The organism is Vibrio sp. M250220 (assembly GCF_036533795.1).
Taxonomy (GTDB): domain Bacteria; phylum Pseudomonadota; class Gammaproteobacteria; order Enterobacterales; family Vibrionaceae; genus Vibrio.
The window spans coordinates 19,386-46,381 of record NZ_JATABI010000021.1; the positions used below are offsets into that span (position 1 = coordinate 19,386).

The 26,996-nt window shown below is 44.2% G+C and carries 27 protein-coding genes, 1 pseudogene and 1 riboswitch; of the genes and pseudogenes, 15 read left to right on the plus strand and 13 right to left on the minus strand.

Features of this window, described 5'->3' with window-relative positions; genetic code table 11:
• Window position 1 precedes the first annotated feature (1 nt).
• The gene (gene cmoM / locus QTN94_RS09470; protein WP_331427507.1) at window positions 2-811 is read right to left on the minus strand and encodes a tRNA uridine 5-oxyacetic acid(34) methyltransferase CmoM; all 810 of its coding nucleotides are present in this window, start codon (window positions 809-811) and stop codon (window positions 2-4) included.
• A 95-nt stretch (window positions 812-906) separates the two neighbouring features.
• Here cmoM and elyC point away from each other — a divergent pair, with 95 nt between their 5' ends.
• The gene (gene elyC, locus QTN94_RS09475) at window positions 907-1,710 is read left to right on the plus strand and encodes an envelope biogenesis factor ElyC (protein WP_331416018.1); all 804 of its coding nucleotides are present in this window, start codon (window positions 907-909) and stop codon (window positions 1,708-1,710) included.
• A 71-nt stretch (window positions 1,711-1,781) separates the two neighbouring features.
• On the opposite strand, the gene torR is transcribed toward elyC, so the two are convergent.
• On the minus strand, window positions 1,782-2,495 hold the full coding sequence (torR, locus tag QTN94_RS09480) for a two-component system response regulator TorR (protein ID WP_138972416.1): 714 nt from the start codon (window positions 2,493-2,495) through the stop codon (window positions 1,782-1,784).
• A 238-nt stretch (window positions 2,496-2,733) separates the two neighbouring features.
• On the opposite strand from torR, the gene torD reads away from it, so the two are divergent.
• From torD to QTN94_RS09505, 5 genes are all read left to right on the plus strand, one after another.
• The gene (torD, locus tag QTN94_RS09485; protein ID WP_331427508.1) at window positions 2,734-3,381 is read left to right on the plus strand and encodes a molecular chaperone TorD; all 648 of its coding nucleotides are present in this window, start codon (window positions 2,734-2,736) and stop codon (window positions 3,379-3,381) included.
• 219 nt (window positions 3,382-3,600) lie between these two features.
• Window positions 3,601-4,608, plus strand: coding sequence for an HTH-type transcriptional repressor PurR (gene purR, locus QTN94_RS09490; RefSeq protein WP_138972414.1), 1,008 nt, complete (start codon window positions 3,601-3,603; stop codon window positions 4,606-4,608).
• Window positions 4,609-4,750: 142 nt separating this feature from the next.
• Window positions 4,751-4,836: riboswitch (cyclic di-GMP riboswitch) on the plus strand.
• A 132-nt stretch (window positions 4,837-4,968) separates the two neighbouring features.
• A complete protein-coding gene (locus QTN94_RS09495; protein ID WP_331416020.1) occupies window positions 4,969-5,565 on the plus strand; it encodes a TfoX/Sxy family DNA transformation protein in 597 nt (198 codons plus the stop codon).
• Between the two features lie 138 nt (window positions 5,566-5,703).
• Entirely contained in the window at window positions 5,704-6,396 is a 693-nt protein-coding gene (locus QTN94_RS09500; RefSeq protein ID WP_331427509.1) for a TVP38/TMEM64 family protein, read from the plus strand.
• On the plus strand, window positions 6,396-6,701 hold the full coding sequence (locus tag QTN94_RS09505) for a putative signal transducing protein (protein WP_331427510.1): 306 nt from the start codon (window positions 6,396-6,398) through the stop codon (window positions 6,699-6,701). The genes QTN94_RS09500 and QTN94_RS09505 overlap by 1 nt, the downstream gene beginning before the upstream one ends.
• A 2-nt stretch (window positions 6,702-6,703) precedes the next feature.
• Here the strand turns inward: QTN94_RS09505 and QTN94_RS09510 are convergent, their stop codons facing one another.
• The 5 genes from QTN94_RS09510 to topA all read right to left on the minus strand — a co-directional run bounded on the left by QTN94_RS09510 (window position 6,704) and on the right by topA (window position 15,206).
• Window positions 6,704-7,507: an alpha/beta fold hydrolase gene (locus QTN94_RS09510; RefSeq protein ID WP_331427511.1), complete on the minus strand. Its 804-nt coding sequence runs from the start codon at window positions 7,505-7,507 to the stop codon at window positions 6,704-6,706.
• Between the two features lie 154 nt (window positions 7,508-7,661).
• Window positions 7,662-9,122, minus strand: coding sequence for a glycogen synthase GlgA (gene glgA, locus QTN94_RS09515; RefSeq protein WP_331427512.1), 1,461 nt, complete (start codon window positions 9,120-9,122; stop codon window positions 7,662-7,664).
• Window positions 9,112-10,329, minus strand: a complete 1,218-nt coding sequence (glgC, locus tag QTN94_RS09520) for a glucose-1-phosphate adenylyltransferase (protein WP_138972408.1) — start codon at window positions 10,327-10,329, stop codon at window positions 9,112-9,114. The genes glgA and glgC overlap by 11 nt, the downstream gene beginning before the upstream one ends.
• A 362-nt stretch (window positions 10,330-10,691) precedes the next feature.
• Window positions 10,692-12,380, minus strand: a complete 1,689-nt coding sequence (locus QTN94_RS09525; protein ID WP_331427513.1) for a GGDEF domain-containing protein — start codon at window positions 12,378-12,380, stop codon at window positions 10,692-10,694.
• A gap of 192 nt (window positions 12,381-12,572) precedes the next feature.
• Window positions 12,573-15,206, minus strand: a complete 2,634-nt coding sequence (gene topA, locus QTN94_RS09530; RefSeq protein WP_331427514.1) for a type I DNA topoisomerase — start codon at window positions 15,204-15,206, stop codon at window positions 12,573-12,575.
• A 414-nt stretch (window positions 15,207-15,620) separates the two neighbouring features.
• Here topA and QTN94_RS09535 point away from each other — a divergent pair, with 414 nt between their 5' ends.
• On the plus strand, window positions 15,621-15,869 hold the full coding sequence (locus tag QTN94_RS09535) for a YciN family protein (RefSeq protein ID WP_331427515.1): 249 nt from the start codon (window positions 15,621-15,623) through the stop codon (window positions 15,867-15,869).
• Window positions 15,870-16,116: 247 nt separating this feature from the next.
• Here the strand turns inward: QTN94_RS09535 and aroA are convergent, their stop codons facing one another.
• Window positions 16,117-17,397 (minus strand): 3-phosphoshikimate 1-carboxyvinyltransferase, encoded by a 1,281-nt coding sequence (aroA, locus tag QTN94_RS09540; protein ID WP_138972404.1) that lies wholly within the window; start codon window positions 17,395-17,397, stop codon window positions 16,117-16,119.
• Between the two features lie 157 nt (window positions 17,398-17,554).
• Window positions 17,555-17,882: pseudogene (locus QTN94_RS09545) on the minus strand (glycine zipper 2TM domain-containing protein).
• A gap of 21 nt (window positions 17,883-17,903) precedes the next feature.
• Between QTN94_RS09545 and aat the strand changes: the two are divergent.
• The 3 genes from aat (at window position 17,904) to infA (ending at window position 19,620) form a co-directional block, all read left to right on the plus strand.
• Window positions 17,904-18,614 carry a leucyl/phenylalanyl-tRNA--protein transferase gene (gene aat / locus QTN94_RS09550; protein ID WP_138972402.1) on the plus strand — a complete coding sequence of 237 codons (711 nt, stop codon included), beginning with the start codon at window positions 17,904-17,906 and terminating at the stop codon, window positions 18,612-18,614.
• A gap of 8 nt (window positions 18,615-18,622) precedes the next feature.
• On the plus strand, window positions 18,623-19,321 hold the full coding sequence (locus QTN94_RS09555; RefSeq protein WP_331416028.1) for an arginyltransferase: 699 nt from the start codon (window positions 18,623-18,625) through the stop codon (window positions 19,319-19,321).
• A gap of 80 nt (window positions 19,322-19,401) precedes the next feature.
• The gene (infA, locus tag QTN94_RS09560; protein WP_001040192.1) at window positions 19,402-19,620 is read left to right on the plus strand and encodes a translation initiation factor IF-1; all 219 of its coding nucleotides are present in this window, start codon (window positions 19,402-19,404) and stop codon (window positions 19,618-19,620) included.
• Between the two features lie 62 nt (window positions 19,621-19,682).
• Here infA and QTN94_RS09565 read toward each other — a convergent pair whose 3' ends face one another.
• Complete coding sequence (locus tag QTN94_RS09565; protein ID WP_331427516.1) at window positions 19,683-20,261, minus strand: thymidine kinase; 579 nt, start codon at window positions 20,259-20,261, stop codon at window positions 19,683-19,685.
• Window positions 20,262-20,404: 143 nt separating this feature from the next.
• Window positions 20,405-21,787 (minus strand): cysteine--tRNA ligase, encoded by a 1,383-nt coding sequence (cysS, locus tag QTN94_RS09570; RefSeq protein ID WP_331427517.1) that lies wholly within the window; start codon window positions 21,785-21,787, stop codon window positions 20,405-20,407.
• A 203-nt stretch (window positions 21,788-21,990) separates the two neighbouring features.
• Here cysS and QTN94_RS09575 point away from each other — a divergent pair, with 203 nt between their 5' ends.
• The 4 genes from QTN94_RS09575 to QTN94_RS09590 all read left to right on the plus strand — a co-directional run bounded on the left by QTN94_RS09575 (window position 21,991) and on the right by QTN94_RS09590 (window position 25,070).
• Window positions 21,991-22,485 (plus strand): peptidylprolyl isomerase, encoded by a 495-nt coding sequence (locus QTN94_RS09575; protein ID WP_331416030.1) that lies wholly within the window; start codon window positions 21,991-21,993, stop codon window positions 22,483-22,485.
• Between the two features lie 43 nt (window positions 22,486-22,528).
• A complete protein-coding gene (gene lpxH / locus QTN94_RS09580; protein WP_331427518.1) occupies window positions 22,529-23,257 on the plus strand; it encodes a UDP-2,3-diacylglucosamine diphosphatase in 729 nt (242 codons plus the stop codon).
• A gap of 83 nt (window positions 23,258-23,340) precedes the next feature.
• A complete protein-coding gene (locus QTN94_RS09585) occupies window positions 23,341-24,558 on the plus strand; it encodes an EAL and HDOD domain-containing protein (protein WP_331416032.1) in 1,218 nt (405 codons plus the stop codon).
• A gap of 11 nt (window positions 24,559-24,569) precedes the next feature.
• Window positions 24,570-25,070, plus strand: coding sequence for a YchJ family protein (locus tag QTN94_RS09590; RefSeq protein ID WP_138972395.1), 501 nt, complete (start codon window positions 24,570-24,572; stop codon window positions 25,068-25,070).
• A gap of 59 nt (window positions 25,071-25,129) precedes the next feature.
• Here the strand turns inward: QTN94_RS09590 and QTN94_RS09595 are convergent, their stop codons facing one another.
• Window positions 25,130-25,417 (minus strand): YeaC family protein, encoded by a 288-nt coding sequence (locus tag QTN94_RS09595; RefSeq protein ID WP_269377153.1) that lies wholly within the window; start codon window positions 25,415-25,417, stop codon window positions 25,130-25,132.
• A 104-nt stretch (window positions 25,418-25,521) separates the two neighbouring features.
• Here QTN94_RS09595 and QTN94_RS09600 point away from each other — a divergent pair, with 104 nt between their 5' ends.
• Complete coding sequence (locus QTN94_RS09600; RefSeq protein ID WP_331427519.1) at window positions 25,522-26,340, plus strand: DUF2989 domain-containing protein; 819 nt, start codon at window positions 25,522-25,524, stop codon at window positions 26,338-26,340.
• 58 nt (window positions 26,341-26,398) lie between these two features.
• Here the strand turns inward: QTN94_RS09600 and msrB are convergent, their stop codons facing one another.
• Window positions 26,399-26,827 carry a peptide-methionine (R)-S-oxide reductase MsrB gene (gene msrB, locus QTN94_RS09605; protein WP_426951252.1) on the minus strand — a complete coding sequence of 143 codons (429 nt, stop codon included), beginning with the start codon at window positions 26,825-26,827 and terminating at the stop codon, window positions 26,399-26,401.
• Window positions 26,828-26,996: the final 169 nt, after the last annotated feature.

Below are 26,996 nucleotides of genomic sequence, written 5' to 3' on the forward strand. Positions count from 1 at the left end.
GTTAGTCCTGCTTATCTTTCTTTTTCGCCCATACATGTATGTATCGGCCTAACGAGAGGTATGGCTCTTGTCTGCACAATTGTCTTTCTAGTGCCAACACATCTTCATACTGGTAGTCGCCCATATACTCCATATTGCCTATGTAGTCACTAAAACAACGAATACCAGATTTACCGCAAATTGAAAAACCAGCGTCTTCTATCCACTGATATACCTCTTCGGGTTTTAAGCCTTTTTGCGGTTGTAATTTAAAACGCTTACGATGCGGCATCCCGTCAAGAACATGGGGAATATTGCCACATACAACATTCTTGTAGACCAGCCCATGGTGGTTATAAAACATGATGGAAGCCATACCACCAGCTCTCACCTGCTCAAGCACTTTTTCTAATGCCGGTTTCGGGTCTGCCAACCACTCCATGACTGCATGAAACAAAACGATATCTACTTGAGTGTCGAGATGTTGATCAATCGATTGGACTGGCGAATGAATGAAGCGATACTGCGCAAGCAGTTCATTATTTGCAATATCATGCTCTGCTAATTGCAGCATTTCAGAAGATAGATCACATAACGTGACGTGATGTCCGAGTTTAGCAAGCTTTTGTGACATTTGTGCCAAGCCGCCCCCAGCATCCAGCACATTCAGTGGTTGTTTCGCACCATCTACGGCATGAAGTATCTGTTGAAGATCTTCCCAAACAATGACTTGACGAATCTCGCCTTTGTCAGAACCGTAAATATTTTTTGCAAATTTGTGGGCAATATCGTCGAAATTGCGGTCTTCAGTCACAGCAGCTTGAGTTATCATGTCTAATCGTGCTGCTATTCTGTCACAAGAAAAGCAGGAATAAAGAGGCTTTCTCTTAAAATATAATCAATTGATGTTTTTTCGGACTATTTCGTATGTTTGAGCTGAAAAAAGTTGTGTCTTCTTTGCTAATGCCCTTGCCGGCCCTGCTCATCATTGGCCTATTCGGGCTAATGTTGATCATGTTTACTCGAAAGCAGAAGACAGGTTGCTTTGTTGTTCTATTCTCTTTTATTGGCATTTTCCTGATCGCCTTCCAACCCGTTTCATCTCGTCTATTGATGCCACTAGAGCGCCAATATTCGGCGTTTTTCCCAGTCGATGAGCCCATCGATTATGTTATGGTTTTGGGCAGCGGCCACGTTGTCGACGATAAAATACCACCAACATCTGAGTTAAGCCGTTCTGGTTTGATGCGCCTCACAGAAGGTATTCGAATTTTACGCATCTACCCAGGCGCCAAGCTTATCTTATCTGGTTACACCGCAGGTTCAGAAGTGAGTAATGCACGAATGATGGCCAAAGTCGCGCTCGCACTTGGTGTGTCTAAGTCCGACATCATTTTGCTTGAAACAGCAAAAGATACGTGGGAAGAAGCGCGACAAGCAGCAGCTTTTGTGACAAACAAAAAGCTGGTTGTGGTGACTTCAGCAAGCCATATGACGCGTGCACTGAATGAGTTCCACTCAGCAGGTTTAAAACCTTATGCCGCTCCAACTAACTACTTAGCGCATGAGAATGTAACCGAATTCTGGGCGAAATATGCGCCAAAAGCGGTCTACCTCGAGCAAACTGAACGTTATTGGCACGAGACATTGGGTCGTATTTGGCAGACGCTTCGAGACTGGGCGTCAGACTATGAAGAGAAAGCTTTGCAGGCTTCAGAGAGCAACGTTTAGCAACTTGCTGTCATCACTGTAAAATAAAAACCGAGGCAAATGCCTCGGTTTTTTTAATTCATCTAGAGCGACTAGTCGCCTGCAAACATATAACCTTCGCCATGAACCGTCACAAAGATCTGAGGGTTCTTTGGATCGAATTCCATTTTCGCTCGCATACGTCTTATCAGCACATCAATGGTACGATCGTTCGGTGCGTCGACACGGTGGCTAATCATGTTGAGAATACGCTCACGGCTCAATACCTGATTAGGGTATGAAGAGAGTGCAACCAGCAATTCATACTCAGCTTTAGTGAGTTTTACTGGCTCTCCATTGCGACTTAATGCACGTCGTTGAACATCAAATGTCCATTCACCAAAACGTACTACATTGTCGTCTTGCTGCGCTGCGTCTAGTGTTGCAGATGCGTTGCGGGCAGAAGAGATACGCCACAATAAGTTTTTAACTCGAACCAAAAGTTCGCGTAACTCAAACGGTTTGGTGACGTAATCATCTGCGCCCATTTCTAGGCCAACAATTTTATCGATGCTATCCGTGCGTCCTGTTACCAGGATAATTCCAATGTCAGATTGACTGCGAAGTTCGCGCGTTAGCATTAATCCATCTTCACCAGGAAGATTAATATCTAACATCACCAAATCAATCGCATTGTTTTGTAGCGTATGACGCATCTGCTCGCCGCTTTCAGCCTCACTCACGTTATAACCTTCGTTCTTAAAGTAACCAACGAGTTTGCTACGCGTGACTGCGTCATCTTCTACAACTAGTACATGATAGCTCATCTACACCACTTAATTTACATTGGGAATTGCTCTAAAATTGTATTCTATTCATAAATAGTAACATTTCTAGTAATTATCACTTTAAAACTAAGAAAGATGATTTTTTCTTGATTCAAGACAAAAGTCACCCACTCATTAACATTCATTCATAATTGATGGTAACTTATCACACAAGCCGTTATCCCTATTCATTTTTATTGGTTAAACTAGTAGATAGTTATTTTAGGAGTTGAACCTAATGCAAGAAATTAAAGCATTTAATGAGAAACGTGCCGAGATTTACTGGTGGCTATCAAGCCTGTTTGCCAATGAGCTTACTGAGGAAAATATCGCGCAGTATCATTCCGCTGAAATCCGCGCGTTTTTGACTGGTTTGGGTGAAAATGCCGCTTTAAAACCTGCAATTGACCGTGTCACTGATGCGCTCAATCGCTTGATGGATCGTGAAGATGCTCAATTGGAACTCGCCGCAGATTTCTGTGATCTATTTTTAAAGTCAGATAGAGACTCTGCCCTTCCTTATGCCTCTATGTACATTGGTCAATCGGGATTACTCAACGACACGCCAGCTAAAGAGATGGAAGAGCTCATGGCGAAACATGGGGTTGCAGTTGAAAAAGATCTAAACGAGCCAGCCGACCATCTTGCAATCGAACTCGACTTTCTTGGCAATCTTATTATTCGCTCAAATGAGTTGGAACAAGAACGTCATTTAGAAGATGCGTTAAAAGAGCAAGAAGCGTTTATTCAGCAACACCTATTGAGCTGGGTTCCGAAATTTTCAACCAAGTGTCAGACACTCGATGACTTCGGTTTTTACTCTGCAATCGCCAGCCTTACTAGCGCTTTCTTAGAGCTAGATTGCAGCTATCTTGCAGGCGAGTAAAAAACGCACATTGTGAGCTCAAACCTACAACTTTGACGTTTTTTGTTTGCTCTCTGAGAGTTTGCGGTCTAAAATCGTGACCGCAAACGATAAAAATGAACGATTCAAATACAAACCGCTAAATAAGGGCGGTTTTTGTGTTTCTGATACTTTCTGCCAGACTATTTTATTCTACACTTGAATATATTTGCTTGGCAGTCATCGACAGGACAAAACCTTATGGCCACTATTAAAGATGTTGCTCGCCTAGCCGGTGTTTCAACAACCACTGTGTCTCACGTAATTAATAAAACACGCTTTGTTGCTGAAGCTACTCAAGAAAAAGTAATGGAAGCGGTGAACGAGTTAAACTATGCGCCAAGTGCTGTTGCGCGTAGCTTGAAATGTAACACGACTCGTACAATCGGTATGTTGGTCACCCAATCAACAAACCTATTCTTTTCAGAAGTGATTGATGGCGTAGAAAGCTACTGCTACCGTCAAGGCTACACGCTTATCTTGTGTAATACTGGTGGCATCTACGAGAAACAACGCGACTACATCCGCATGTTGGCAGAGAAGCGCGTAGACGGCATCTTAGTCATGTGTTCAGACCTTACTGAAGAGCTGAGCGAAATGCTCGATCGCCATAAAGATATCCCTAAAGTCGTTATGGACTGGGGTCCTGAAAGCTCGCAAGCGGACAAGATCATTGATAACTCAGAAGAAGGCGGCTACTTAGCAACAAAATATCTGATCGAACGTGGTCATAAAGATATTGCCTGTCTAAGTGGTCACTTTGAAAAAGCCGCCTGTCAGGAGCGTATTCGCGGTTTCAAACGCGCGATGAGTGAAGCAGAACTTTCGGTGAATGAAGATTGGATTCTTGAAGGCAACTTCGAGTGTGATACCGCCGTACTCGCCGCAGACAAAATTGCAGCGATGGATAACAAGCCAAGTGCTGTGTTTTGTTTCAACGACACAATGGCATTGGGGTTGATGAGCCGTCTACAGCAAAAAGGCATTCGAATTCCTGAAGATATGTCAGTCATCGGCTATGACAATATTGAGCTGGCTGAGTACTTCTCTCCACCACTAACGACTGTCCACCAACCAAAACGTCGTGTTGGTAAAAACGCATTCGAAATCTTGCTTGAGCGGATCAAAGATAAAGAGCATGAGAAGCGTATTTTTGAAATGCACCCTGAGATTGTTGAACGAAATACCGTCCTTGATTTGAACAAATAGTTCAAATCGTTCGCTTAGCCGGTAGCACATTATTGGCTAAGCGGATAATTCACCTCTTTTTGCTGAACCAAGATCACACTTATTCCATTTCGGCGTGATGTCCTACGCATATTTTATTTATGCTCTAAATGTTCGAACAATGCCACGAACAGGGCAAACCACTCCGAAAGGGTGGGACGCAAAGCCTCCGGCCTTAAACATGATATGTCTGGTAGCGGGGTTGCCGATGGTAAATATGCACTTGTCATACACGAATTGCTAACGGTTGTATGACGCCTTACTTACAAAGTACCTGCATTATTTTGCTAATCTCTCGGACCTGAACTGGTGGCGTATAACTATACACCGAGAATAAACAGCATGGATAAACCAATACTAAAAGACTCAATGCGATTATTTGAGCAACTTGGCTACATCAAGTCTCGTTCAATGTTTGGTGGCTTTGGCATTTTTGCTGATGACACGATGTTCGCACTCGTGGTCAACGATAAACTTCACGTTCGTGCAGACGCAGAACTGACTAAACAATTTAAATCTCAAGGACTCGAACCTTACGTTTATAAAAAACGCGGATTTCCCGTTGTAACGAAATACTACGCCTTGTGTCATGACTTGAGTTCAGATACCAATAAAACCTTAGAACTCGCCAAGCTTGCACTTGATGCGGCAAATAAAGAGAAGAAAACTCAATCGCAAACGAAACCAAGTCGCCTCAAAGATTTACCGAACTTACGATTAGCTACTGAGCGTATGCTCAAGAAAGCAGGTATCGAAAGTGTCGAAAACCTTGAAGAAACCGGCTCAGTTAACGCATTCAAAGCGATTCAGTCTACTCACTCTTCTGACGTTAACATCGAGCTACTTTGGGCATTAGAAGGTGCGATCAATGGCACTCACTGGTCCGTCATTCCTCAAAATCGACGCCAAGAGCTGCTCAACGAGCTTAGCCATCACTAACAGATAAGTTATCGAATCAATAAAGAGTCAGCCTTAGTGCTGACTTTTTTCTTATTTGTGAAATTTACTGCTTGCTTTCCCTTTCTAGTCTATTAACACTTTAATTTCGCTAGCTTTGATGTTTGATGGAGATGTTGTATGAGTAAAAAACTGATTTTGGGCGTTGTGTTCATCCTTGTTGTTGTATTGCTAGCCCTTAATTTTGGACAGTATCTCACTCTGGAAAACGCTAAAGCTCAGCAAGCCGAGCTCGCTCTATTTATCGCAGATAACTTCGTTGTCGCGGCCGCTAGCTATTTCGTGGCCTATGTCACCATCACCGCCTTTTCTGTTCCGGGTGCTGCTGTGGTCACACTATTGGGAGCTGCCCTATTCGGTTTTTGGACAAGCTTAGTCCTTGTCTCTTTTGCCAGTACCATTGGCGCAACTCTGGCTTTTTTAAGCAGCCGCTATCTTCTTAGAGACTGGGTTCAAACGAAGTTTGGTGACAAGTTGTCAGCAATCAACCAAGGCGTTGAACGTGACGGATCATTTTATCTATTCTCGTTACGTCTAATTCCTGTTTTTCCGTTCTTTTTGATCAACCTATTGATGGGGCTAACACCGATTACGACTTTACGATTCTACTTGGTGAGCCAGTTAGGTATGTTGCCAGGCACAGCGGTATACCTCAACGCGGGTACCCAGTTGGCGCAGATTGAACACTTATCCGGTATCGTTTCTCCAAGTGTGTTGGCTTCCTTTGCCTTATTAGGTCTTTTCCCTGTTGTCGCTAAATGGATAATGGGCAAACTCAAATCGACGCCTTCAGCATCAAACGGAAACGTGTAATGCGCCTCTACTCAGCGACAACACCACCTGAGGCACATATCGTTTGTGAGTTATTGAAATCACAGCAAATCCTTTGTGAGGTGCGGGGCGAAGGTTTATTCGGTTTACAGGGAGAGCTCCCTTTTGGTGAGAACAGTGAACCGTATATTTGGCTATTCGATGAGCAACAACTCGCTCAAGCACAAGCAATCATTGCCGATTTTAAGCGTGCTGAAAGAGGAGTAAGCTGGCGGTGTAGTGAGTGTAGTGAACAAAACGAAGCTCAATTCGGTTTGTGCTGGAAGTGCGGCGCCTGTGCGCCCTAACTCTATTTGGCTTCGATTTGTTGCTGAATAAAGGCTATCGAGTGTTGGTTAAATTCATCAGGCCTTTCAACATTACAGACGTGACCACAACCAGCGATTTCAAGTAATTGGCTTTTGCGGTGAGCGGCAACCATCTCTTTGACCGGTTGAATGAACATGTAGTCACGCTCGCCCATCAAGTATAGCGTTGGGATGGGTAACTCACGATCCTTGAAGTATCGCATCAACGGATTAACTTCAGCGGTAAGAATAAACCAACGCTTGAACTCTTTTTGGCATAACTTTTTGGCTTCACGGATAAATAAGTGACGTGATTCTTTTTGCGTACGTTGAGGCATCACGATATAGGCAAAAAGGCTGTATAACCACATGTAAGGAACAATGTGCTTACAAAGGTTACCTAGTTTGACCAACACTTGAGAGCGTGTATTAAGACGCGTTACAGCGCCTCCCAGCACCATTGACTTCACTCTGTCCATCGATAACTCTGCGATATTACGGACAATAATGGTACCCAACGACATACCCACAAAATGGGCTGAACGAATCTTTAGGTGATCAAGTACCTTGAGAATATCCATGGTCACGGCTTTGAAGGTATAGCGGTTTGCAATCAGCTCTTTGAGCAACTGATTCGATTTGCCATGACCGCGAAGATCAATCAACAATAGATTGAAATGCTTCCTGTACGCTTTGATTTGTTTAAACCAAATCGATGAACTTCCCCCAGCACCATGCACAAAGACAACCCACTCGTCGCTAGTGGGGTGGGCAAACGTTTTGTGGAATAACAAGGTATCGCTCATATCAGACAAGGGCCACTTAGGTTCAAAATCTTGGCTTAGGAGATTACCATAATCCTAGAAGGATTTAAGTCCAACAACTCCATTTATCCGTCATTCTCTGGTCAAAAATGTAAATATCATTGAAAAAGGCGTCGAAATGACGCCTTTAGAAAGATTAAGCGTGAAGGGCCGACCGATACAGGTTGATATACTCTTCAGCCGCTTTAGACCAACAGAAGTTTTGTTCCATCGCATACAATTGAACGCGTTTAACTTCATTCGGCTGTTGGGCATATAGTAAGAGTGAACGCTGTAGAACGTTTAATAACTCACTCGGCTCAGGTTGTTGAAAAACAAAACCAGTCGCCGTATTGGGTCCTTCGTCATAATCATTGACACTATCACGCAATCCCCCAACGCCACGGACAATGGGTAACGTGCCATAAGCCATACTATAAATTTGATTCAACCCACACGGTTCAAATTCAGAAGGCATGATAAAGAAGTCAGAGCCCGCCTCGACCAAATGAGCAAGGTCATTATCGTAGGCCTCGACAAAGACGAATTTATTGCTGTGTAACGCTTCAATCTCTTTTAGCTGCGCCGCCAAGACAGGGTCTCCAGTACCAACGATGACCACCTGAACTTGATGCTTCAAGAAAGCATCCAGAATCGGGATTAGATAGTGGATACCTTTCTGGTGCGTTAGGCGACAAACCATGCCATATACAGCTACATCACACGCTTCTAAACCAACACGTTGCTGAAGTTCTTTCTTACACGCTTTCTTCCCTCGTACCATGCTTTGTCGCGTTGCTTTGTAGTTCACAGGCAAAGAAGGATCGGTTTGAGGGTTCCATGCCGAGTAGTCACAACCATTTAGTATCCCGACTAAATCCTCGGCTCTGTGCTGAAATTCCGCCGCCATACCATGACTACCTAACTCAGTTTTTAGTTCCTGTGCATAAGTAGGACTCACGGCATTAATCTTATCCGCACACATAACGCCCGCTTTTAGCATGGTTACATGGGTGTCACTCACAGCCGCATCACCAGCGTAGCGTGTGTGCATCTCTGGTAGATTCTGTAACTCATCATAGCTAAACACCCCTTTAAATACGGCGTTATGCACCGAGAGTACACTTTTCGTCGATGAAAAAAACGTATCCGCTCCGTAGCGGTGTTTCAGTAAGTAGGGAACAAACCCAGTATGCCAGTCATTGGCGTGAACGATATCTGGTTGAAAGCCAAGTTTCGGTAGCATATCGAGGCACGCGGCACTAAAGAAAGCAAACCTTTCACCGTTGTCTTGATACGCTTGGTTGTTCTCCGCGTACATTTCCGAGCGGTTGAAGTACTCCTCGCAATCAATCGCGTAGACAGGTACTCCCACGATTTCGAGTTGTTTAACTCGATACGGTGTGTGCGGCCAATATTCAAGCTGTGTGTCCAGTAAAACTGGAGCTTGTTCAATGCCCGCTACTTTCTGGTATGCGGGTAGAGTGATACGAACATCTTGCTGTAATGTGAGCAATGCTTCAGGCAGCGCCTTGGCAACATCTGCCAAGCCACCGCTTTTGATTAACCCTTCAACTTCCGATGCTACAAATAGAATGGATAGATTCTTAGTAGCCAATACGTGCTCCTTTTGGAATGACAACGATACCCTCTTCCGATACATGGTAGTGTTTCTTATCTTCCGATAGGTTTACACCAATTTGGGTACCCGGTGCAATATCCGCATCCTTATCGACGATCACGCGGCGCAGTACACAGCCCTCACCGACCTTAACATCACCCAGTAGGATACTTTCGCTAATGTCACACGCAGAGGCGATGTTGCTGCGGAAGCCGAGTACCGATTTTTCAATTCTCGAACCGCGAACATAGCTACCGCTGCACACAAGACTATCGATAATTTGTACTCGACCATTGTCAGAGTCAGTAAACGTTGCCGGTGGTAACGGTGGATAATAGGTGTGGAGAGGCCATTTACGGTTATACAGCGAGAAAGGCGCGTCTTTCGCGAGCAGATCCATATGAGCCTGCCAATATGCGTCAATCGTACCGACATCACGCCAATACACTTCTTCTTTCTCGCCAGTAATGCGGTTGGTGCTGAAGTCATACACGAACACATCGCCGCGAGGGAACATCTTTGGAATGATATCCTTGCCGAAGTCATGAGTTGAGTCTGGGTTATCTGCATCTTCAATCAGCTCAGCAAAAAGCGTCTGTGCTTCAAATACATAGTTACCCATAGATACTAACGCGTATTCTGGATCGCCAGGGATAGATTTCGGGTACGCTGGTTTTTCTTCAAAACCTACCATTCGCCCTTCAGCATCGACTTCAATGACACCAAATTGAGACGCTTCACTTAAAGGCATACGTAAAGCAGAAACGGTAAGCGAAGCTTGCTTTTCTTTGTGGTAATCAAGCATTTGCTTGATATCCATCTTGTAGATGTGGTCTGAACCAAAAATACAAACTTGATCCGGTTCAGACAACTCCATAAAGCCAAGGTTTTGGTAGATAGCATCCGCCGTACCTTCGTACCAACGCTTCCCGGTACGCATCTGTGCTGGAATAGGGTCAATAAAACGGTCGGTAATACCGTTGATATTCCAACCTTTCTTTAGGTGGTGAAACAAAGATTGAGATTTGAACTGTGTTAACACGTAGATACGCATTAGGTCAGCATTAACAAAGTTATTTAGTGCAAAGTCGATAAGACGGTAGCTACCGCCAAAAGGCACCGATGGTTTACTGCGAGACTCCGTCAGTGGGCGCAGGCGCGAGCCTTCTCCACCAGCAAGGATCATTCCCAAAACACCAGCCATTTAATTCTCTCCATTTTATTTATTGTGTAATGAGCCTTTATTTAGGGGGGCTCATCTAATTCCTTTAGTCCACTCCGGTTCCTCGTAGGAATGGGCATAACAATCGCTGCCGCGCTAGACTCTAAGCCTAGTTCTTGGCGTAAAAGGATTATTATAAGTTATCGTATTTCAGGAAGATTACAATTTAAAACATGCCGTCATTTGGAGCTCACAATTGTTGCTTTGCAGCGCTCTGCGATAGCTCACACTATCTCGCCGCAAGCTCGCAAACAAGCAACAAATTAACTACATTAACGTGACTTCGCTCGAATAGCTTAGGTGAATATAATCAGGGTATTACCTAGGATTGAAACACACGTAAATCAAGCCGTTTGCCTTTCACTTGACACCGTATGAATGTGAATCGTCGATTGGTTGGACTGTGCCAGAAACAATGAACTGTCTGCCAACGCGAGAGCCTGTTGCAAACTCATCTGAGGTTGAATAAGTGCTCCACCAATAGAAAGTCTGATCAAATGGTGGGAATGAATGGTGTCACTATCTTGATGTGAATCGACATACTGCTTAATGCGCTCGGCGATGCGTTCTAACGTCCTAGTTTGACCACATCTAACCAACACCAAAAACTCATCTTCCGCCCATCTTGCCGCCACATCGTACTCCCGAATCGCTCGTTGCAAGCCTCGAGCCACCAACTGCAAAGCATTTTGGTATTGATGACTCTCTTCTTCGGAGTCAGATTGCACCTTAATTCCAGCGTCAATCCACAACAAACCAAACTGATACTGTTCACGAGAAGAGCGCGCTAACTCAGCCCTGAGTTCTTTTTCCAGACCTCTACGGTTATGTATCTGGGTCAAAACATCAAATGTTGACAGCTCATCCAGTATCGCCGTTCTAGACGCAACCAGATTATCTAATCCCTTGCGACTATTTTGTAACTCATGCTCAAGCACATCAAAGCACTGTTCAAGATTAAGTGAAGCGCCATCTTGGCCAGTCGAGTTGTCTTGCACAAGTCGATAAATGCGCTGATTCCAATATTCTCGAGGGACTAACCAGTGCTTGACTAGCCAACCAAAGAGAAGAATTGCGACGATTAAGGTTACAGCAAGCAGTGGGAAATAGAGTTGGGTATTCACCCATGTCGGCACTATCGCATCAATACTGACAAAGGTCACTTCATACCACCCTAGAGACTCGATGTAATAAATCGCAACAGCGGCTCGCCCACCACCTTGGTTAACCATCAGCACTTGTGCTTCTTGACCTTCCTTCTGCAACTTCATCAGTTTTTCGAGCGCTTGATAATCTTTATCATTGCTAATTACACTGCTGAGCAGGGGTTTCCTTGAACGGCTATCACGCAGTGGGTATTGAACAGAATCGACGCTTAGGACCAGTTGGATCCTCATCTGTTCATCAATAAAGTAGGTTTCTATCCCTGTGGGTTGTGAGTTATGAAACGGCTCGATCAGTTCCGTGAAATCGATACCAGTGCCGAGAATACCTAAAAACAGACCGTTCTTTTCTATGGTCTGATTAATCCAGATCTTGGTTAATCCCAGATGTACATCATGAGCGATATTGACGGAGAGATCGATTCCGCTCGACTTCTGCTCGAAAAACCATTTATCGGTAATCGCATCTGGATCCAGATAGTGGCGAAAGAAAGTTCCTTGGCGGATGCTATTTACATCGTTGTAGTGATAAGACAGGTTCTGATCTAAGGCGACGAAGAAATTTTTGGACGCCAGCCGCCAACGAAATTGTTCAAGTGTATCTTCTGCAACGGCTAGGTAGACTGAATCTTCGCTGTTTTGCGCCCATGAAGTGATATTGGGGTGAGTAGCCAACTGTTTTACGATCTCGGACTGAGCCGTTATAGGCTTTAACACTTCGGCGTCATGTTTGGCAGAGACTTGAGCAAACTCCCATAGCAATCCCTCAATCACGCTATCTAGCACTCGTTTTGAGATACTAAAAGCGGCTATCACCAAAACCAAGCTACCTGCGATAATGATACTTAGAAGCCTTAATCTCTGTCTCATGGCACCCTTCCCGTTATTCTTCTAAATCAATAGAAGCTAGAGATAATAATGTCAAAAGACAGACTGAGAATCACAATATATTAACAACCAATAGGTGAATAATTGTATATTGATCTCATAAATATGAAAACAGACAAGCGTTCGTCTAAAAGAAAAGGCAGCCATTATCGGCTGCCTTTCGTATTCTATACCCTACTTGCTTTTTGCAGGTTTCTTGCGCTTATCAGTAATTTCCCACTTACCGTCCACATAAAGTGCAGTGTAGCCGGTAGGCTTACCGTCGACTTCAGTGCGGACATAGTTCTCTTTTGACTTACGACTAAAACGAACCACCATTGGTAAACCATCAGGATCTTTTTCTGGAGCTTCCGTTAAGTAATGGAACTTGGCTGAAAGACGATCTTTAAAACGCACCAGTTCTTCCACTAGAGGTGCACGTGTTTCACGTGATTTAGGGAAGGTACTCGCCGCAAGGAACAAACCTGACGCACCATCGCGAAGTACGAAGTAAGCATCTGAGTTCTCACATGGCAGTTCTGGCAAATGAACAGGGTCCTCTTTCGGTGGCGCGACTTCTCCGTTTTTCAGGATCTTACGTGTGTTCTTACACTCTTCACTCGTACAATCCATGTACTTGCCGAATCGACCGTTCTTGAGCACCATATTGCTGCCACACTTGTCACACTCGACAACAGGGCCATCGTACCCTTTCACTTTGAACTCACCATGCTCAACAACGTAACCATCACAATTTGGGTTGTTACCACAAACGTGCATTTTACGTTTATCGTCAATCAGATACGCATCCATCGCGGTTTCGCAAATCGGACAACGTTTCTTAGCTCGTAGAGCCGCTGTTTCAACGTCCTCTTCGAGAACATTGATAATGCCGTCTTCGTCACCCAAGTTGATCGTTGTCTTACAACGCTCTTTAGGCGGTAGTGCATAGCCAGAACAACCAAGGAACACGCCGGTAGATGCAGTACGAATACCCATAGGACGCGAACATGTCGGACATTCGATATCTGTGTATACGATGTGGTTAGGCTTCATGCCGCCTTGATCTTCATCCTGCTCAGCTTTTTCAAGATCGCTCGTGAAGTCATTAAAGAAGTCGTCAAGTACGCCTTTCCAATTCGCTTCACCTTCAGCGATTTGGTCAAGCTTCTCTTCCATACGAGACGTGAACTCATAGTTCATCAGGTCATCAAAACTACCATCTAGACGGTCTGTAACGATCTCACCCATCTTCTCTGCATAGAAACGACGTTGTTCAACCTTAACGTAACCACGATCCTGAATCGTAGAGATGATTGATGCATAGGTCGATGGACGACCAATACCACGTTTCTCAAGCTCTTTTACCAAAGCAGCTTCTGTAAAACGCGCTGGCGGCTTAGTAAAGTGTCGCTTAGGATCAAGATTGACCAATTCGATACTGTCGCCAACTTGAACCGCAGGTAGGATCTGGTCTTCGTTCTTGCCAAGTGGACGTTGAACACGAGTCCAGCCATCAAACTTAAGAATACGACCTTTAGCTTTGAGGGTGTACTCCTCAGCTTTTACACTTACCGTGGTGGAGTCGTACTGAGCTGGGGTCATTTGACAGGCAACAAACTGGTTCCAAATCAATGAATATAGCTTGTGCGCATCGGCTTCCATTGCTTGAAGATCTTCTGACTTCACAGAGACATCGGATGGACGAATCGCCTCGTGCGCTTCTTGAGCACCTTGCTTACTGCCATAGACATTTGGCTTCGCAGGAAGGTATGCCTCACCAAACTCATTACCGATATAACCACGCACAGTCTCAACCGCTTCCGCACTCAGGTTTGTAGAGTCGGTACGCATATAAGTGATGTAACCCGCTTCGTAAAGACGCTGAGCGAGCATCATGGTTTTCTTAACACCGTAACCTAGGCGCGTACTGGCAGCCTGTTGCAGCGTAGATGTAATAAATGGTGCGGATGGTTTGCTTGATGTAGGTCGATCTTCACGCTTACACACTTCGTAGCGCGCTTTTTCAAGCACAGCAATAGCCGCTTTAGTTTCGGCTTCGTTAACCGGTTTAAACGCAACACCATCTTTCTGCGCGACTTGCAGGCGGAAGTCTGTTTTGTCTTGCGTTTTAGTATCAGCATGGATATCCCAAAACTCTTCTGGAATAAACGCTTTGATTTCACGCTCACGTTCAACCAATAGCTTTACTGCAACGGACTGAACACGGCCAGCAGACAAACCACGTGCGACTTTCTTCCACAGCAGTGGCGAGACCATAAAGCCCACCACACGGTCCATGAAACGACGTGCTTGTTGCGCATTAACGCCATCCATGCTCAACTCGCCCGGCTTTTCGAACGCTTGTTGGATAGCATTTTTAGTAATTTCGTTGAATACAACGCGTTTGTATCGCTCTTCATCGCCACCGATAATCTCACGAAGGTGCCAAGCGATAGCCTCTCCCTCGCGGTCTAAATCGGTTGCTAGGTAAACGCAATCTGCGTCTTTGGCTAACTTCTGTAATTCTGCAACGACTTTTTCTTTGCCCGGCAGAATTTGATAGTTCGCTTCCCAGCCATGGTATGGGTCAATGCCCATTTTTTTAATCAGTGACTTACGATCTTTTTCTTTCTTGATGCGCGCTTTTTCTTCAGCACTTAAGCCTGTGGTTGATACGGCCGCAGCTTTTTGGCCCGTGCTTTGACCAGCAGTCGGTAGATCACGTACGTGACCTACACTGGACTTTACAATAAAGTCCTTACCTAAATACTTATTGATGGTCTTCGCCTTAGCAGGCGACTCCACAATAACCAGTGACTTACCCATAATTGACTCAAGTGTCCTTTATCAAGTGCGATACATATCGCACGACATACTTAATACTTTGCTTCTTTTTTTACTATTGAGCGAGATTGCAAGAAGATCAATATCTTTTTTTAATTTCTACATTGACTGCTCGACAATGCAGCGATGTCTTAAAAATGGTAAGCATTACCAAACGACAAAATAATGCGCGATTGATTCGGGCAACTTATGAAAACGCCACATACTAAACGGCATAAGATCTACGATGCCAACTTTAGATAAGGTTTTTTGCCACCAGTCACAAAATCCACAAGCTTCAGCGCTTCAGTGTCCGCAGTGCGATTGATCTATCGCAATTGATTTTATCGTCATTATTCATACAATTTTCAGCAAACCTCTTCAATTAGAAGAAATCATCTACAAAGGTATCCCCCAATGAGCGAAAAAAAAGTCGTTTCACAACTTGAGCTTCTCATGATTGCTAATCACATCATCCAAGAACACGATGATTACATTGATGGCATGCGAGCCGACAGCGTTGAAGAAAAATACGACGTCTTAGTGTTCAAAGGAAATTATTTTCTTGATGACAATGGATTACCAACAACGAAGACAACGGCTGTTTTTAATATGTTTAAGTACTTAACACATCACTTGTCGAAAGAGTTTACTTTAGAGAAGTAGCGAGAAGCGAGAAGCGAGAAGCGAGAAGCGAGAAGCGAGAAGCGAGAAAATCTTGCAAGGGTTGACAGAGCATGCCAACCCTTTCTTTTAAATTCAGACAATTAAGTTTTAATATCAGCCAGTACTACCTACAACTTTCGACTCAATCACCACAGCACCTCTCGAAGGACGAAGTCCGAACTCACAGCGAAGCGTTCTAGATTCTCGAAGGACGCAGTCCGTTCCAGCTCTCTGCAAGCAAAGCGCTCTACGAACTTAACCCTTCCAACTTGTCAAAGTAATCAGGGAAAGTTTTTGACGTACACTTTGGATCGTTAATGGTTACTGGTGTATCGCTGAGTGCAACAAGGGAGAAACACATTGCCATACGGTGATCATCGTAAGTATCGATCGCAGCGTGGATAAGTTGCTCCGGAGGTGTCACAATCAGGTAATCTTCACCCTCTTCCACTTCAGCACCGACTTTACGTAACTCAGTCGCCATCGCGGCCAAACGATCGGTTTCCTTAACGCGCCAGTTATACACATTGCGAATCGCGGTGGTACCTTTGGCAAATAGTGCAGTGGTTGCGATAGTCATTGCCGCATCAGGAATATGGTTGAAATCCATATCGACCGCTTTAAGCTCACCCACGCGGGAGATAACGTAGTCATCACCCCACTCAATCTCAGCACCCATTTTTTCGAGAGCATCGGCAAACTGAATATCACCTTGAATACTCGTCTTACCAATACCTGTCACTTTAATCTCGCCGCCTTTGATCGCAGCCGCCGCTAGGAAGTAAGATGCCGATGACGCGTCACCTTCAACTAAGAAATCCCCCGGTGCAACATAGTGTTGACCATGACGGATAACAAACTCTTGGTAGTCGTTATTTTCTACTTCAACGCCAAACTGAGCCATGATGTGCAACGTGATATCGATGTATGGTTTTGATACCAATTCACCAACGATTTTGATCGTTACATCACCCTGAGCAAGTGGTGCCGACATTAAGAAAGCAGTTAAGAACTGACTTGAAATCGAGCCATCAATCTCGACCATTCCGCCTTTCAGACCAGTGCCGAAGATTTTGAGTGGTGGGTAGTTTTCGTTTTCTAGGTACTCAATTTTAGCCCCCGCTTGACGCAATGCATCAACCAAGTGACCAATAGGACGCTCCTTCATACGAGGTTCACCCGTCAAGATGAACTCTCCCTCACCTAAACACAATGCGGCAGCAAGGGGACGCATCGCTGTACCTGCGTTGCCTAAAAACAGTTCTAGTGCTTGTGTCGCTTGAAAAGGCTTACCTAAACCTTCGACTTCACACACAGTTTTGTCATCAGATAGACGGTAAGACACGCCTAACTTGCTCAGTGCATTCAGCATATGACGAATATCGTCGCTATCGAGCAAATTCGTTAATCGTGTTGTACCACTTGCTAAGGCTGCGAGAAGTAACGCACGATTTGAAACACTTTTTGAACCCGGTAAGTTGACCTCACCATTGACTTTATTGATAGGTTGTAACGTAAGGCTTTCCATTTAAATTGATGTTCCTTGCTCAGCCCGTCTTCCTAAACGAGATGATGAAAAATTCTTCGTACTTGCAGCCTATCTAAAAAGCCTTAGTAAAACCAGAGCAAAGTCACAATTAAACTGAATAAATATGTCGTCGGGACTTTGGTGCCTATTATGAACATCAATACTCTTTATCGACCCTAACGCCATCATCAAAATATAGAATGCGAACTTTATCGCCCTTTTCAAACAGCATACGGCTGTCTATGTCCTGAATTACATCGATTAACTTCCCCTGCTCGGTTTCAATCAACAACTCCACCAACCACGGCACCAAGCAGTGTTTCCCATCCTGAACCTTGTGATTTGACGATCTCTTGCTGGGTGATATATCGCACCGTATCAACTTGACCAAACACCACTTCGTTGACTGGCCGAGCGGTATTTCTTTGGTAAGCTGCATTGGCAATCAAGGGAAAAACCAATATGATCCATAACAACTTCTTCATTCTTGTTTCCTCTATTTATTCATGGCGATATATCTGACTGAACTTAACTGTGATGAACTCTGGTTCCCCTCGCCTTTGGAAGCACTGGCCGATCCAAATGGCCTGCTCGCTTTTGGCGGCGATCTACAACCAGACAGATTACTTTTGGCCTACCAAAATGGCATTTTCCCATGGTACGGCCCTGGAGAACCGATTCTCTGGTGGAGCCCTTCGCCAAGAGCAGTCTTTAATCCTAAGACATTTGAACCAGCAAAAAGTCTCAAAAAATTTCAGCGAAAGCATCAGTATAAAGTCAGTATTAATCAAGCAACAGAACGTGTCATCGACTTGTGTGCCTCGACTCGTCATGAGGATGAAACTTGGCTTAATGAAGATATGCGGGATGCCTATAAACAACTGGCGAAATCGGGTCACTGTCATTCCGTCGAGGTTTGGCATCAGGAAGAGTTGATAGGTGGACTTTATGGTCTTTCAATCGGTAAACTATTTTGTGGTGAGTCGATGTTTAGTTTAAAAACCAACGCATCTAAGATTGCCTTATGGTATTTATGCGACCACTTTCAAAAACATGCAGGGGAACTGATTGACTGCCAAGTCATGAATGCCCACCTAAAATCACTTGGCGCTATTGAGTTGCAGCGTGAAGATTTCATGCAAAGACTGCTATCATTTAAGAACCAACCTGTTATTGAAGGTTGTTTTAACAACCAGTGGCTCACTTGTGAAATATGAGGAGATAAATGAGTTCTGATCTGCAACAAATCCGCATTGGATTGACTGACAGTCATCCTTGCAGCTATTTAGCCGATCGTCAGGAACGCGTTGCTGTCGCACTTGATCCTGCCATGCATTGCGGCTCTAGCTATGAGGTACTGTTAGCTAACGGCTTTAGACGTAGTGGTGATACGATCTATAAACCCCATTGTGATCAGTGCCAATCCTGCCAAGCGCTACGCCTGTCTATTCCAGATTTTGAACCATCACGCAATCAAAAGCGCCTATTAAAAAAAGCGGCTCAATATCAATGGCAATTGAAAGAGAGGATGGACGATAACTGGTTTGATTTATATGCCCGTTATATTGAGTCTCGCCATAAAAGTGGCTCAATGTACCCTCCTAAAAAAGAGGAGTTTGCTCAGTTTTCGAAATGCAATTGGTTAAACACTCAGTTTCTCCATATTTACCAAGAGCAACAACTTGTCGCTATCGCTGTGACAGATATCTTGTCGAATAGCGCCAGTGCGTTTTACACCTTTTTTGAACCTGAACACTCATTATCCTTAGGTACCTTAGCGGTATTATTCCAAGCTGAATACTGTATTGAGCAAGGTAAGCAGTGGCTCTATTTGGGCTATCAAATTGATGAATGTCCGGCGATGAACTATAAAGTCCGTTTTCAGCGTCATCAAAGGCTAGTAAATCAGCGTTGGCAAGGGTAGAATACGCCCCAACTTTACATAATTCATTTTGATCGGCATTGTGCGCCGGTTGGAATTGTCCATTTTGAAAAGAGGATTAAATGGCTAAAGAAGACGTAATTGAGATGCAAGGCACTGTCCTTGATACTCTTCCAAACACAATGTTCCGTGTTGAGCTAGAAAACGGCCACGTAGTTACTGCTCACATCTCTGGTAAAATGCGTAAGAACTACATCCGTATTCTTACTGGTGACAAAGTAACTGTAGAGATGACTCCATACGATCTATCTAAAGGTCGCATCGTCTTCCGTGCTCGTTAATCTCAGATTATCGAATACACACAAAAAACGGAGCTAGCGCTCCGTTTTTTGTATCTGCTACGCTACTTACCTAGCGCTTCTTTATAGTGCTGACGACAGACAGAAACATATTTATCATTGCCACCAATCGCAACCTGATCGCCTTCCGCAATCGCAACACCATTTTCATCGGTACGGATGACCATGTTAGCTTTGCGGCCACAGTGACAAATCGTTTTTAGTTCTACAAGCTTGTCTGCCCAAGACAGCAAGTATTTGCTCCCCTCAAACAGCTCACCTAAGAAATCGGTTCTCAATCCGTAGCACAACACTGGAATATGAAGTTTATCAACCACTTCGGTCAATTGGTAAACTTGCTCTTTGCTCAGGAACTGACACTCATCGACCAAGATGCAGTGACGCTTCTCGACTTCATTAAGGCTAGAAATTTCCTGATAGAGATTGGTTGCAGAGTTGTACAGATGCGCATCCGACTGTAAACCAATACGTGAACTGACTTTACCGACACCGTAACGATTGTCTAACGCAGCGGTAAAAATAACTGGTGTCATTCCTCGCTCTTGGTAGTTAAACGCAGATTGAAGAAGAGTGGTTGATTTACCCGCATTCATTGCAGAGTAGTAGAAGTACATCTGAGCCACTGTTTTTACCCATCAAAATAATCAAAAAAATAAACAAAAGGGCTGAATAAACAGCCCTTAGAAAATTGCTATACCAATGCGATCGACTTAACGCTCACCCACAGATTTAAAACTGAACAAGGCATCAATCGCATCGAGATCTATCACTTACGACGCCAAGTGGTGCCCTCTGGACCATCTTCTAGCACGATACCCATCTCGTTTAGCTTGTCTCGAGCCATATCTGCATTCGCCCAATCTTTTGAAGCACGGCTATCGTTACGTAGCTTAATCAGCGCTTCAATCTCTGCCACTTCATCATCGCTGCCAGCGTCACCCTTAAGGAACGCTTCAGGATCTTGGTGTAAGATACCAATCACATCCGCGAGTTCGCGCATCAATGAGCCTAAAGCACTTGCCGCCGATAAGTTTTCAGTTTTAAGACGGTTGATCTCACGCGCCATATCAAACAGCACTGAGTAAGCTTCTGGTGTATTGAAGTCGTCATTCATTACTTCTGCAAAGCGAGTAACATACTCCTCTCCACCAGCGGCTGGCGTTGCCAGATCCAATCCACGCAGAGCCGTGTATAAACGCTCAAGAGACGCACGAGCTTGATTGAGGTTCTCTTCGCTGTAGTTCAGTTGACTGCGGTAGTGACCTGACATTAGGAAATAACGAACAGTCTCAGCGTCGTAATGTTCAAGGACATCACGGATGGTGAAGAAGTTTCCTAGCGACTTAGACATTTTCTCTTTGTCTACCATCACCATGCCGCTATGCATCCAAGTATTTACGTACTGAGTGCCATGAGCACAGCATGATTGAGCAATTTCATTTTCGTGGTGAGGGAACTGCAAATCAGAACCGCCGCCGTGAATATCAAAATGGTTGCCCAAAATTGATGAGTTCATCGCCGAACATTCAATATGCCAACCTGGACGACCAGGGCCCCAAGGTGATTCCCAAGTTGGTTCACCCGGTTTCGACATTTTCCACAACACAAAGTCAAGCGGACTGCGTTTTGCGCTTTCTACATCAACACGTGCGCCCGCTTGAAGTTGGTCAAGATCTTGCTTTGATAGCTTACCGTATTCATCGAACTTCTTAACTTCGAACATAACGTCGCCGTTGCTGGCTACATAAGCAAAACCACGCTCGATAAGTTTTTCAACCAGTTCAATGATTTCTGCAATAAATTCTGTCGCACGCGGCTCAACATCAGGACGCTTCATGTTCAATGCATCAAAATCAGCGTGCATTTCACCAATCAGACGTTCCGTTAATGAATCACAGCTTTCACCGTTTTCGTTGGCACGTTTGATAATTTTGTCATCAATGTCGGTAATATTGCGAACAAACGTTAGGTCATAACCTAGGTAACGCAGGTAACGAGAGACAACATCAAAAGAAACAAAGGTACGACCGTGGCCAATATGACAGAGATCATAGATGGTTACTCCACAGACATACATGCCGATTTTACCGGCATTGATTGGTTTGAATTCCTCTTTCTGTCTTGTGAGTGTGTTGTATATCTTTAACATGATCTCTTTCTAATATTTCCAGTGAATCAAAATAGTGAGCCAGTATATCAAGTCATGCACTAATAGGTAATCCCTCAAACGGTTAAAAAGCCATCATTAGCAATGCTACTCAGCTCTCAACCTGCGCTTTTCACGTATTAATGTCGCAAAAGTTACGCTAGAATCTTTGCTTCAAGTCAAAAACGTATGTAAAGGACAAAATCATGATCACCCTTCACACAAATTTTGGTGACATCAAAATTCAACTAAATGAAGAAAAAGCACCAGAAACTAGCGCAAACTTCCTACAGTACTGCCGTGATGGTTTTTACGACAACACACTGTTCCACCGTGTTATCGATGGTTTCATGATTCAAGGTGGCGGTATGGAGTCTGGTCTTCGTGAAAAACCGACTCGTGATCCAATCAAAAACGAAGCAAATAACGGTCTGAGCAACAAAGTAGGTACCATTGCGATGGCACGTACTATGGAACCGCATTCGGCAAGCTCTCAGTTCTTCATCAACGTTAACAACAACACTTTCCTAGATTTCCGTAGCGAAAGCCTAGATGGCTGGGGTTACTGTGTATTCGGAGAAGTGGTTGAAGGCATGGACATCGTTGACAAGATTAAAGGTGTAAGTACCGGTTCTATGGGCATGCACCAAGACGTGCCGCTTGAAGAAGTGTTCATCACTAGCACAACAATCGAAGAATAATCCGATTCAAGAGAGCGCCCTGCGCTCTCTTCTTTAATCTACTATGACCACACTATTTATTTCTGATCTACACCTATCCCCGACGACACCTGAAACGACGTCATGCTTTATCCGTTTTATGCGCGAGGAAGCAATCCACGCCGATGCACTTTATGTTCTGGGTGACTTATTTGAATTCTGGATTGGTGATGATGACCGCTCCGAATTTGCCTCAAGCATACGGGACGAATTTAAGAGACTCACTGACCACGGCGTTGCTTGCTTTTTTACTCAGGGTAATCGCGATTTTCTCGTTGGTCGCCGATTTGCTAAGCAGACGGGAGTTACGCTCCTTGGCGATGAAACCGTGATAGACCTTTATGGTACCAAGGCCGTCGTACTCCACGGTGATACCCTGTGTACCGATGACGTTAAATACCTCGAATTTCGTGCCAAAGTACACCAACCTTGGCTGCAATGGATTTTCAATCGCATTCCAATGTTCATAAAAAAGAAGATTGTGTCTAAAGTTCAGTCTGACATCAAAGATGACAAGAAAACCAAATCTCTAGACATCATGGATGTGACACAAGGCGAAGTAGAGAAAGTGATGACCGAATGCAATGTAGAACTTATGATCCATGGTCATACACACCGGCCGAATGTTCACACTTTTGAACAAGGTAATCGCGTCTATACTAGAATAGTGTTGGGTGACTGGTACACTCACGGTTCAGTATTGGTCTACAACAAAAATAATTTCGACCTACAACAAAGACCTTTTTCTGGTTAAGTGACTGAAATTGTGCACAATATGCCATACCATTTCCGGTGATTTTGAGCCAATAAATTTAGACAAGAAGCGCGGTAACTACCTTGAAACACTCGTATATAGCAAGACAACCCATTCTCAATAAAGATAAACACACGGTTGGATATGAGCTCCTGTTTAGGGATGGTCCCAAAAACACGTTTCCAGATATTGATCCTGAGCAAGCGACAAGCCGCCTGCTGTCAGATCACTTCCTTTCTACTCACTATGAAACGTTGGGAGACAAGTTAGGCTTTGTCAATTTCCCTTACCAAAGCCTGATTAATAAGGTGCCGACCCTTTTCCCATCAGACAGTCTCGTCGTTGAAATCTTAGAAAACTGTGCCCCCACTAAAGAGTTATTGCAGGCTGTTAAAGAGATGTCAGCCCTTGGCTATAAGATGGCACTCGATGATTTTGTGCCAACCAGAGAATGGAAACCATTTTTACCTTACATTTCCCTGATCAAATTCGATATCCGCCAAGTTTCTATCGAAAAAGCTCGTATTTTTATACTCAGACTTGCAGGTTCCAATATTGAGTTTCTCGCAGAAAAAGTGGAAACCTATGAAGAGTTCGAACAAGCTAAATCCGCTGGATTTGACTATTTTCAGGGTTACTTTTTCAGCAAACCCGAAATGATCAGCCGTAAATCGCTTGAACCGTCCTTCATGACAGTGGTTCAGTTACTGACCGAAGTGTCTAAACCGGATATGGATTACACGGCAATTGAAGCACTCATCACCAAAGATCTGACGCTGTCCTATAAGTTACTGGCCTTTGTTAATTCCTCTTCTATCGTTTGCTCAAAAATCCAATCTTTCAAGCAAGCGCTGGTGTATCTAGGGGAAGAGAAACTGCGTAAGTTTATTTCTCTCGTCGCGCTTGCCTCTACGCAAAATAGCAAACCAGATTACTTGTATGGCTTGTCCATTCAAAGAGCGCGATACTGTGAGCTGCTGGCCTCTAATCTTGACGCAAAACTCGAACCAGGACATGCATTCTTAACCGGCATGTTTTCGCTATTGGACAGTTTACTAGATCGCCCACTGGCACAAATTCTTGAAGAAATCTCAATCGACCAAACGATAAAACTCGCAATTATTGCCAACGAAGGCATACTTGGCGACATTCTCACCCTGACCAAAGCGTACGAACACGCTGAGTGGGACGAAGTCCATCAGCGATGTGAGAACATTGGCTTAGATCATGACATTCTAAGCGAGTGTTACGACTCATCGGTGAAATGGACGGCTGATCTTCTATCGGTTAAAACGAATTAATTGGAGTCTTTATGAGTTCGTGTCCTTGTGGCAGTTCACAAGATTACACCGTCTGTTGTGAACCTATCCATAACAACCATGCACTAGCCAAAACCCCCGAACAATTGATGCGTTCGCGCTACTCAGCACACGTAAAAGGCTTAGTAGACTATGTGGTAAACACATATCACCCGAGTTGCAACGCTTCGCAGCAGCGTGACGAGATAGCTGAGTCAATTAACAGTGATTGGTGTGGCTTAGACGTTGTCGGCACGGAGTCAGGCAAGGATGACAACGAAGGTTTTGTCACATTCAAAGCCTTTTTCAATCAAGATGGCCAGCAGTACTGTTTAGAAGAACGCTCAAGATTCGTTCGAGAAGGCGGCCTTTGGTTCTATATCGACGGCACGTTCCCCGAAGAACAAAAGCCTGTCGATGTTCGATTGAGCCAAACCATTAGCCAGTTGAAAATCGGTCGTAACGACCCCTGTATTTGTGGTAGCGGCAAAAAATTCAAAAAGTGCTGCGGTTAACGGTTTAACCACCGATAAAAAAGCAGGCATGGTGCCTGCTTTTTTGGTTTATTGAAGCGTTAGTCATTCAAATTAGGATTAACGCGGACAATATCCTCTTGCCCTTGTTGGAATTGCTTCTTCAGTTCCGCTTTAGACTTAAAGCTAATCTCTCCACCTTTGGCAACCGTCATGTGCTGAGCTTCAGAATTGTGTTTAGATTGATACAACATCACAGCCTGCATACAAGAATCTCGCTGCTGTTGAGAAAGTGGGGTACCCTCAGGCCACTTACCTGTTTCTACAGCAAAAAGTAGACGCTCATATGCCTCTGGTGTGATGGCGTTAATTAACTGCTCTGCGTCCATGGTATATCCTATAATCAATCAAGATAGACGAACATTAACTGGCTGGGAGCTTGAGTCAAGGCAACTGCTAATAATAAGCGTAACGGATCACAAGCAATAATAATATGAAACTAACGAATGTCCTCACTTTACTGAGCGCAAGTATTGCGCTCACTGGTTGTTTTGAAGGAAACAAGAATACTGAACAACTTTGTAATGATAATCCAGGGCTTCAATGCCAACGACTTAATGTCGGAGACGGTCAGTGTCGAGTGCCACGGACTGATCTAATATGGCATCGCTTCGAAGTGCTGAAAAACCCGAACGACGATAACTACATCAAAGAGTACGCACTACTTTCAACCTACAAGAAGTGCCTCGAACTTGCTTCTCAAATTCAACCCATTGATCAGTCAGGACTCAAACAACGTCGCTTTGATGCATTAATTAACTCAGGCCAAGACTTAGAGGCCATTGTCTCCCGACTAGAAAAATCCAATGCCCCTCAATCTCTCTATTTTTTATGGAGTCAAACCGGCAGTGACCCTGCCCGTCGAGCGTTTTTGCAGTTAGAAGGGACACCGTCTCTCGAAACGGCTGAGATGCAGTATGCTTTGGCAACATTCTATACCAGCAGAGATCAAGCTAAAACTCGACAACTTCTCGTTCATGCACTAGAACTCACTAAGCGCGGCAAAGTTAACACTGAAATATTCAAATCCTTGGCGAGCACCACCTATCGACTCGGCAATAAAGAAGAGGCTTATATTTGGACTATGGTAGCGCAACGCTTCAACGTACCAATTGCTTCGGAAAGTGAGCTGCAATTGCTATACGGTTTTGATAGCAGTACTTATAGCCAGTTAGATGATATTGCAGAGAAGATAGAGGAGATGGTGAACAACGGGACATTTAACGCGTCAATCGTCCCTAGGTTTAAGTAGCCATAAACCATTCATTGAAAGGATAAAACAAATAGCGGTGATTAAATCACCGCTATTTTTATGAATTGTTGAAAATTAACGACACAGAGTTCACACAGAATCTCTCACCTGTCGTCTTGGGTCCATCAGGAAAAACGTGACCCAGATGGCTATCACACGCTGCACATCTAATCTCAATTCTCACCATTCCGTGACTGAGATCTTCTAAATAGCGAATCGCCTCACTATTGATAGGGGCATCAAAACTAGGCCAACCACACCCCGAATCGTACTTGTTGTCTGAGGTGAATAGTGGTGCTTGGCAGCACGTACAAGAGTAAACTCCGGTTTGTTTGTTATGCAGTAGCTTACCGGAAAACGGTGCTTCTGTACCTTGCTCCCTACAGATACGATATTGCTCATCAGACAACATCTCACGCCAGTATTCATCAGGCTTCACAACCTTTTCTACCTTATGTTTCACGGGCTTAAATCTCCACATTCTCATTTTTTATTCTGACTTTTTTCGCGAAAAACTTGCGAATAATAACCTTTGTAGCACATACTTTGAGACCATGACAGGATGGTTAAACTTTCAGCACAGCTGTCAACATCTGAACTATTTTACGTCAACTGGTTAGGGAAAAAACCAGTAATCCGTTCAAAACATGACCATT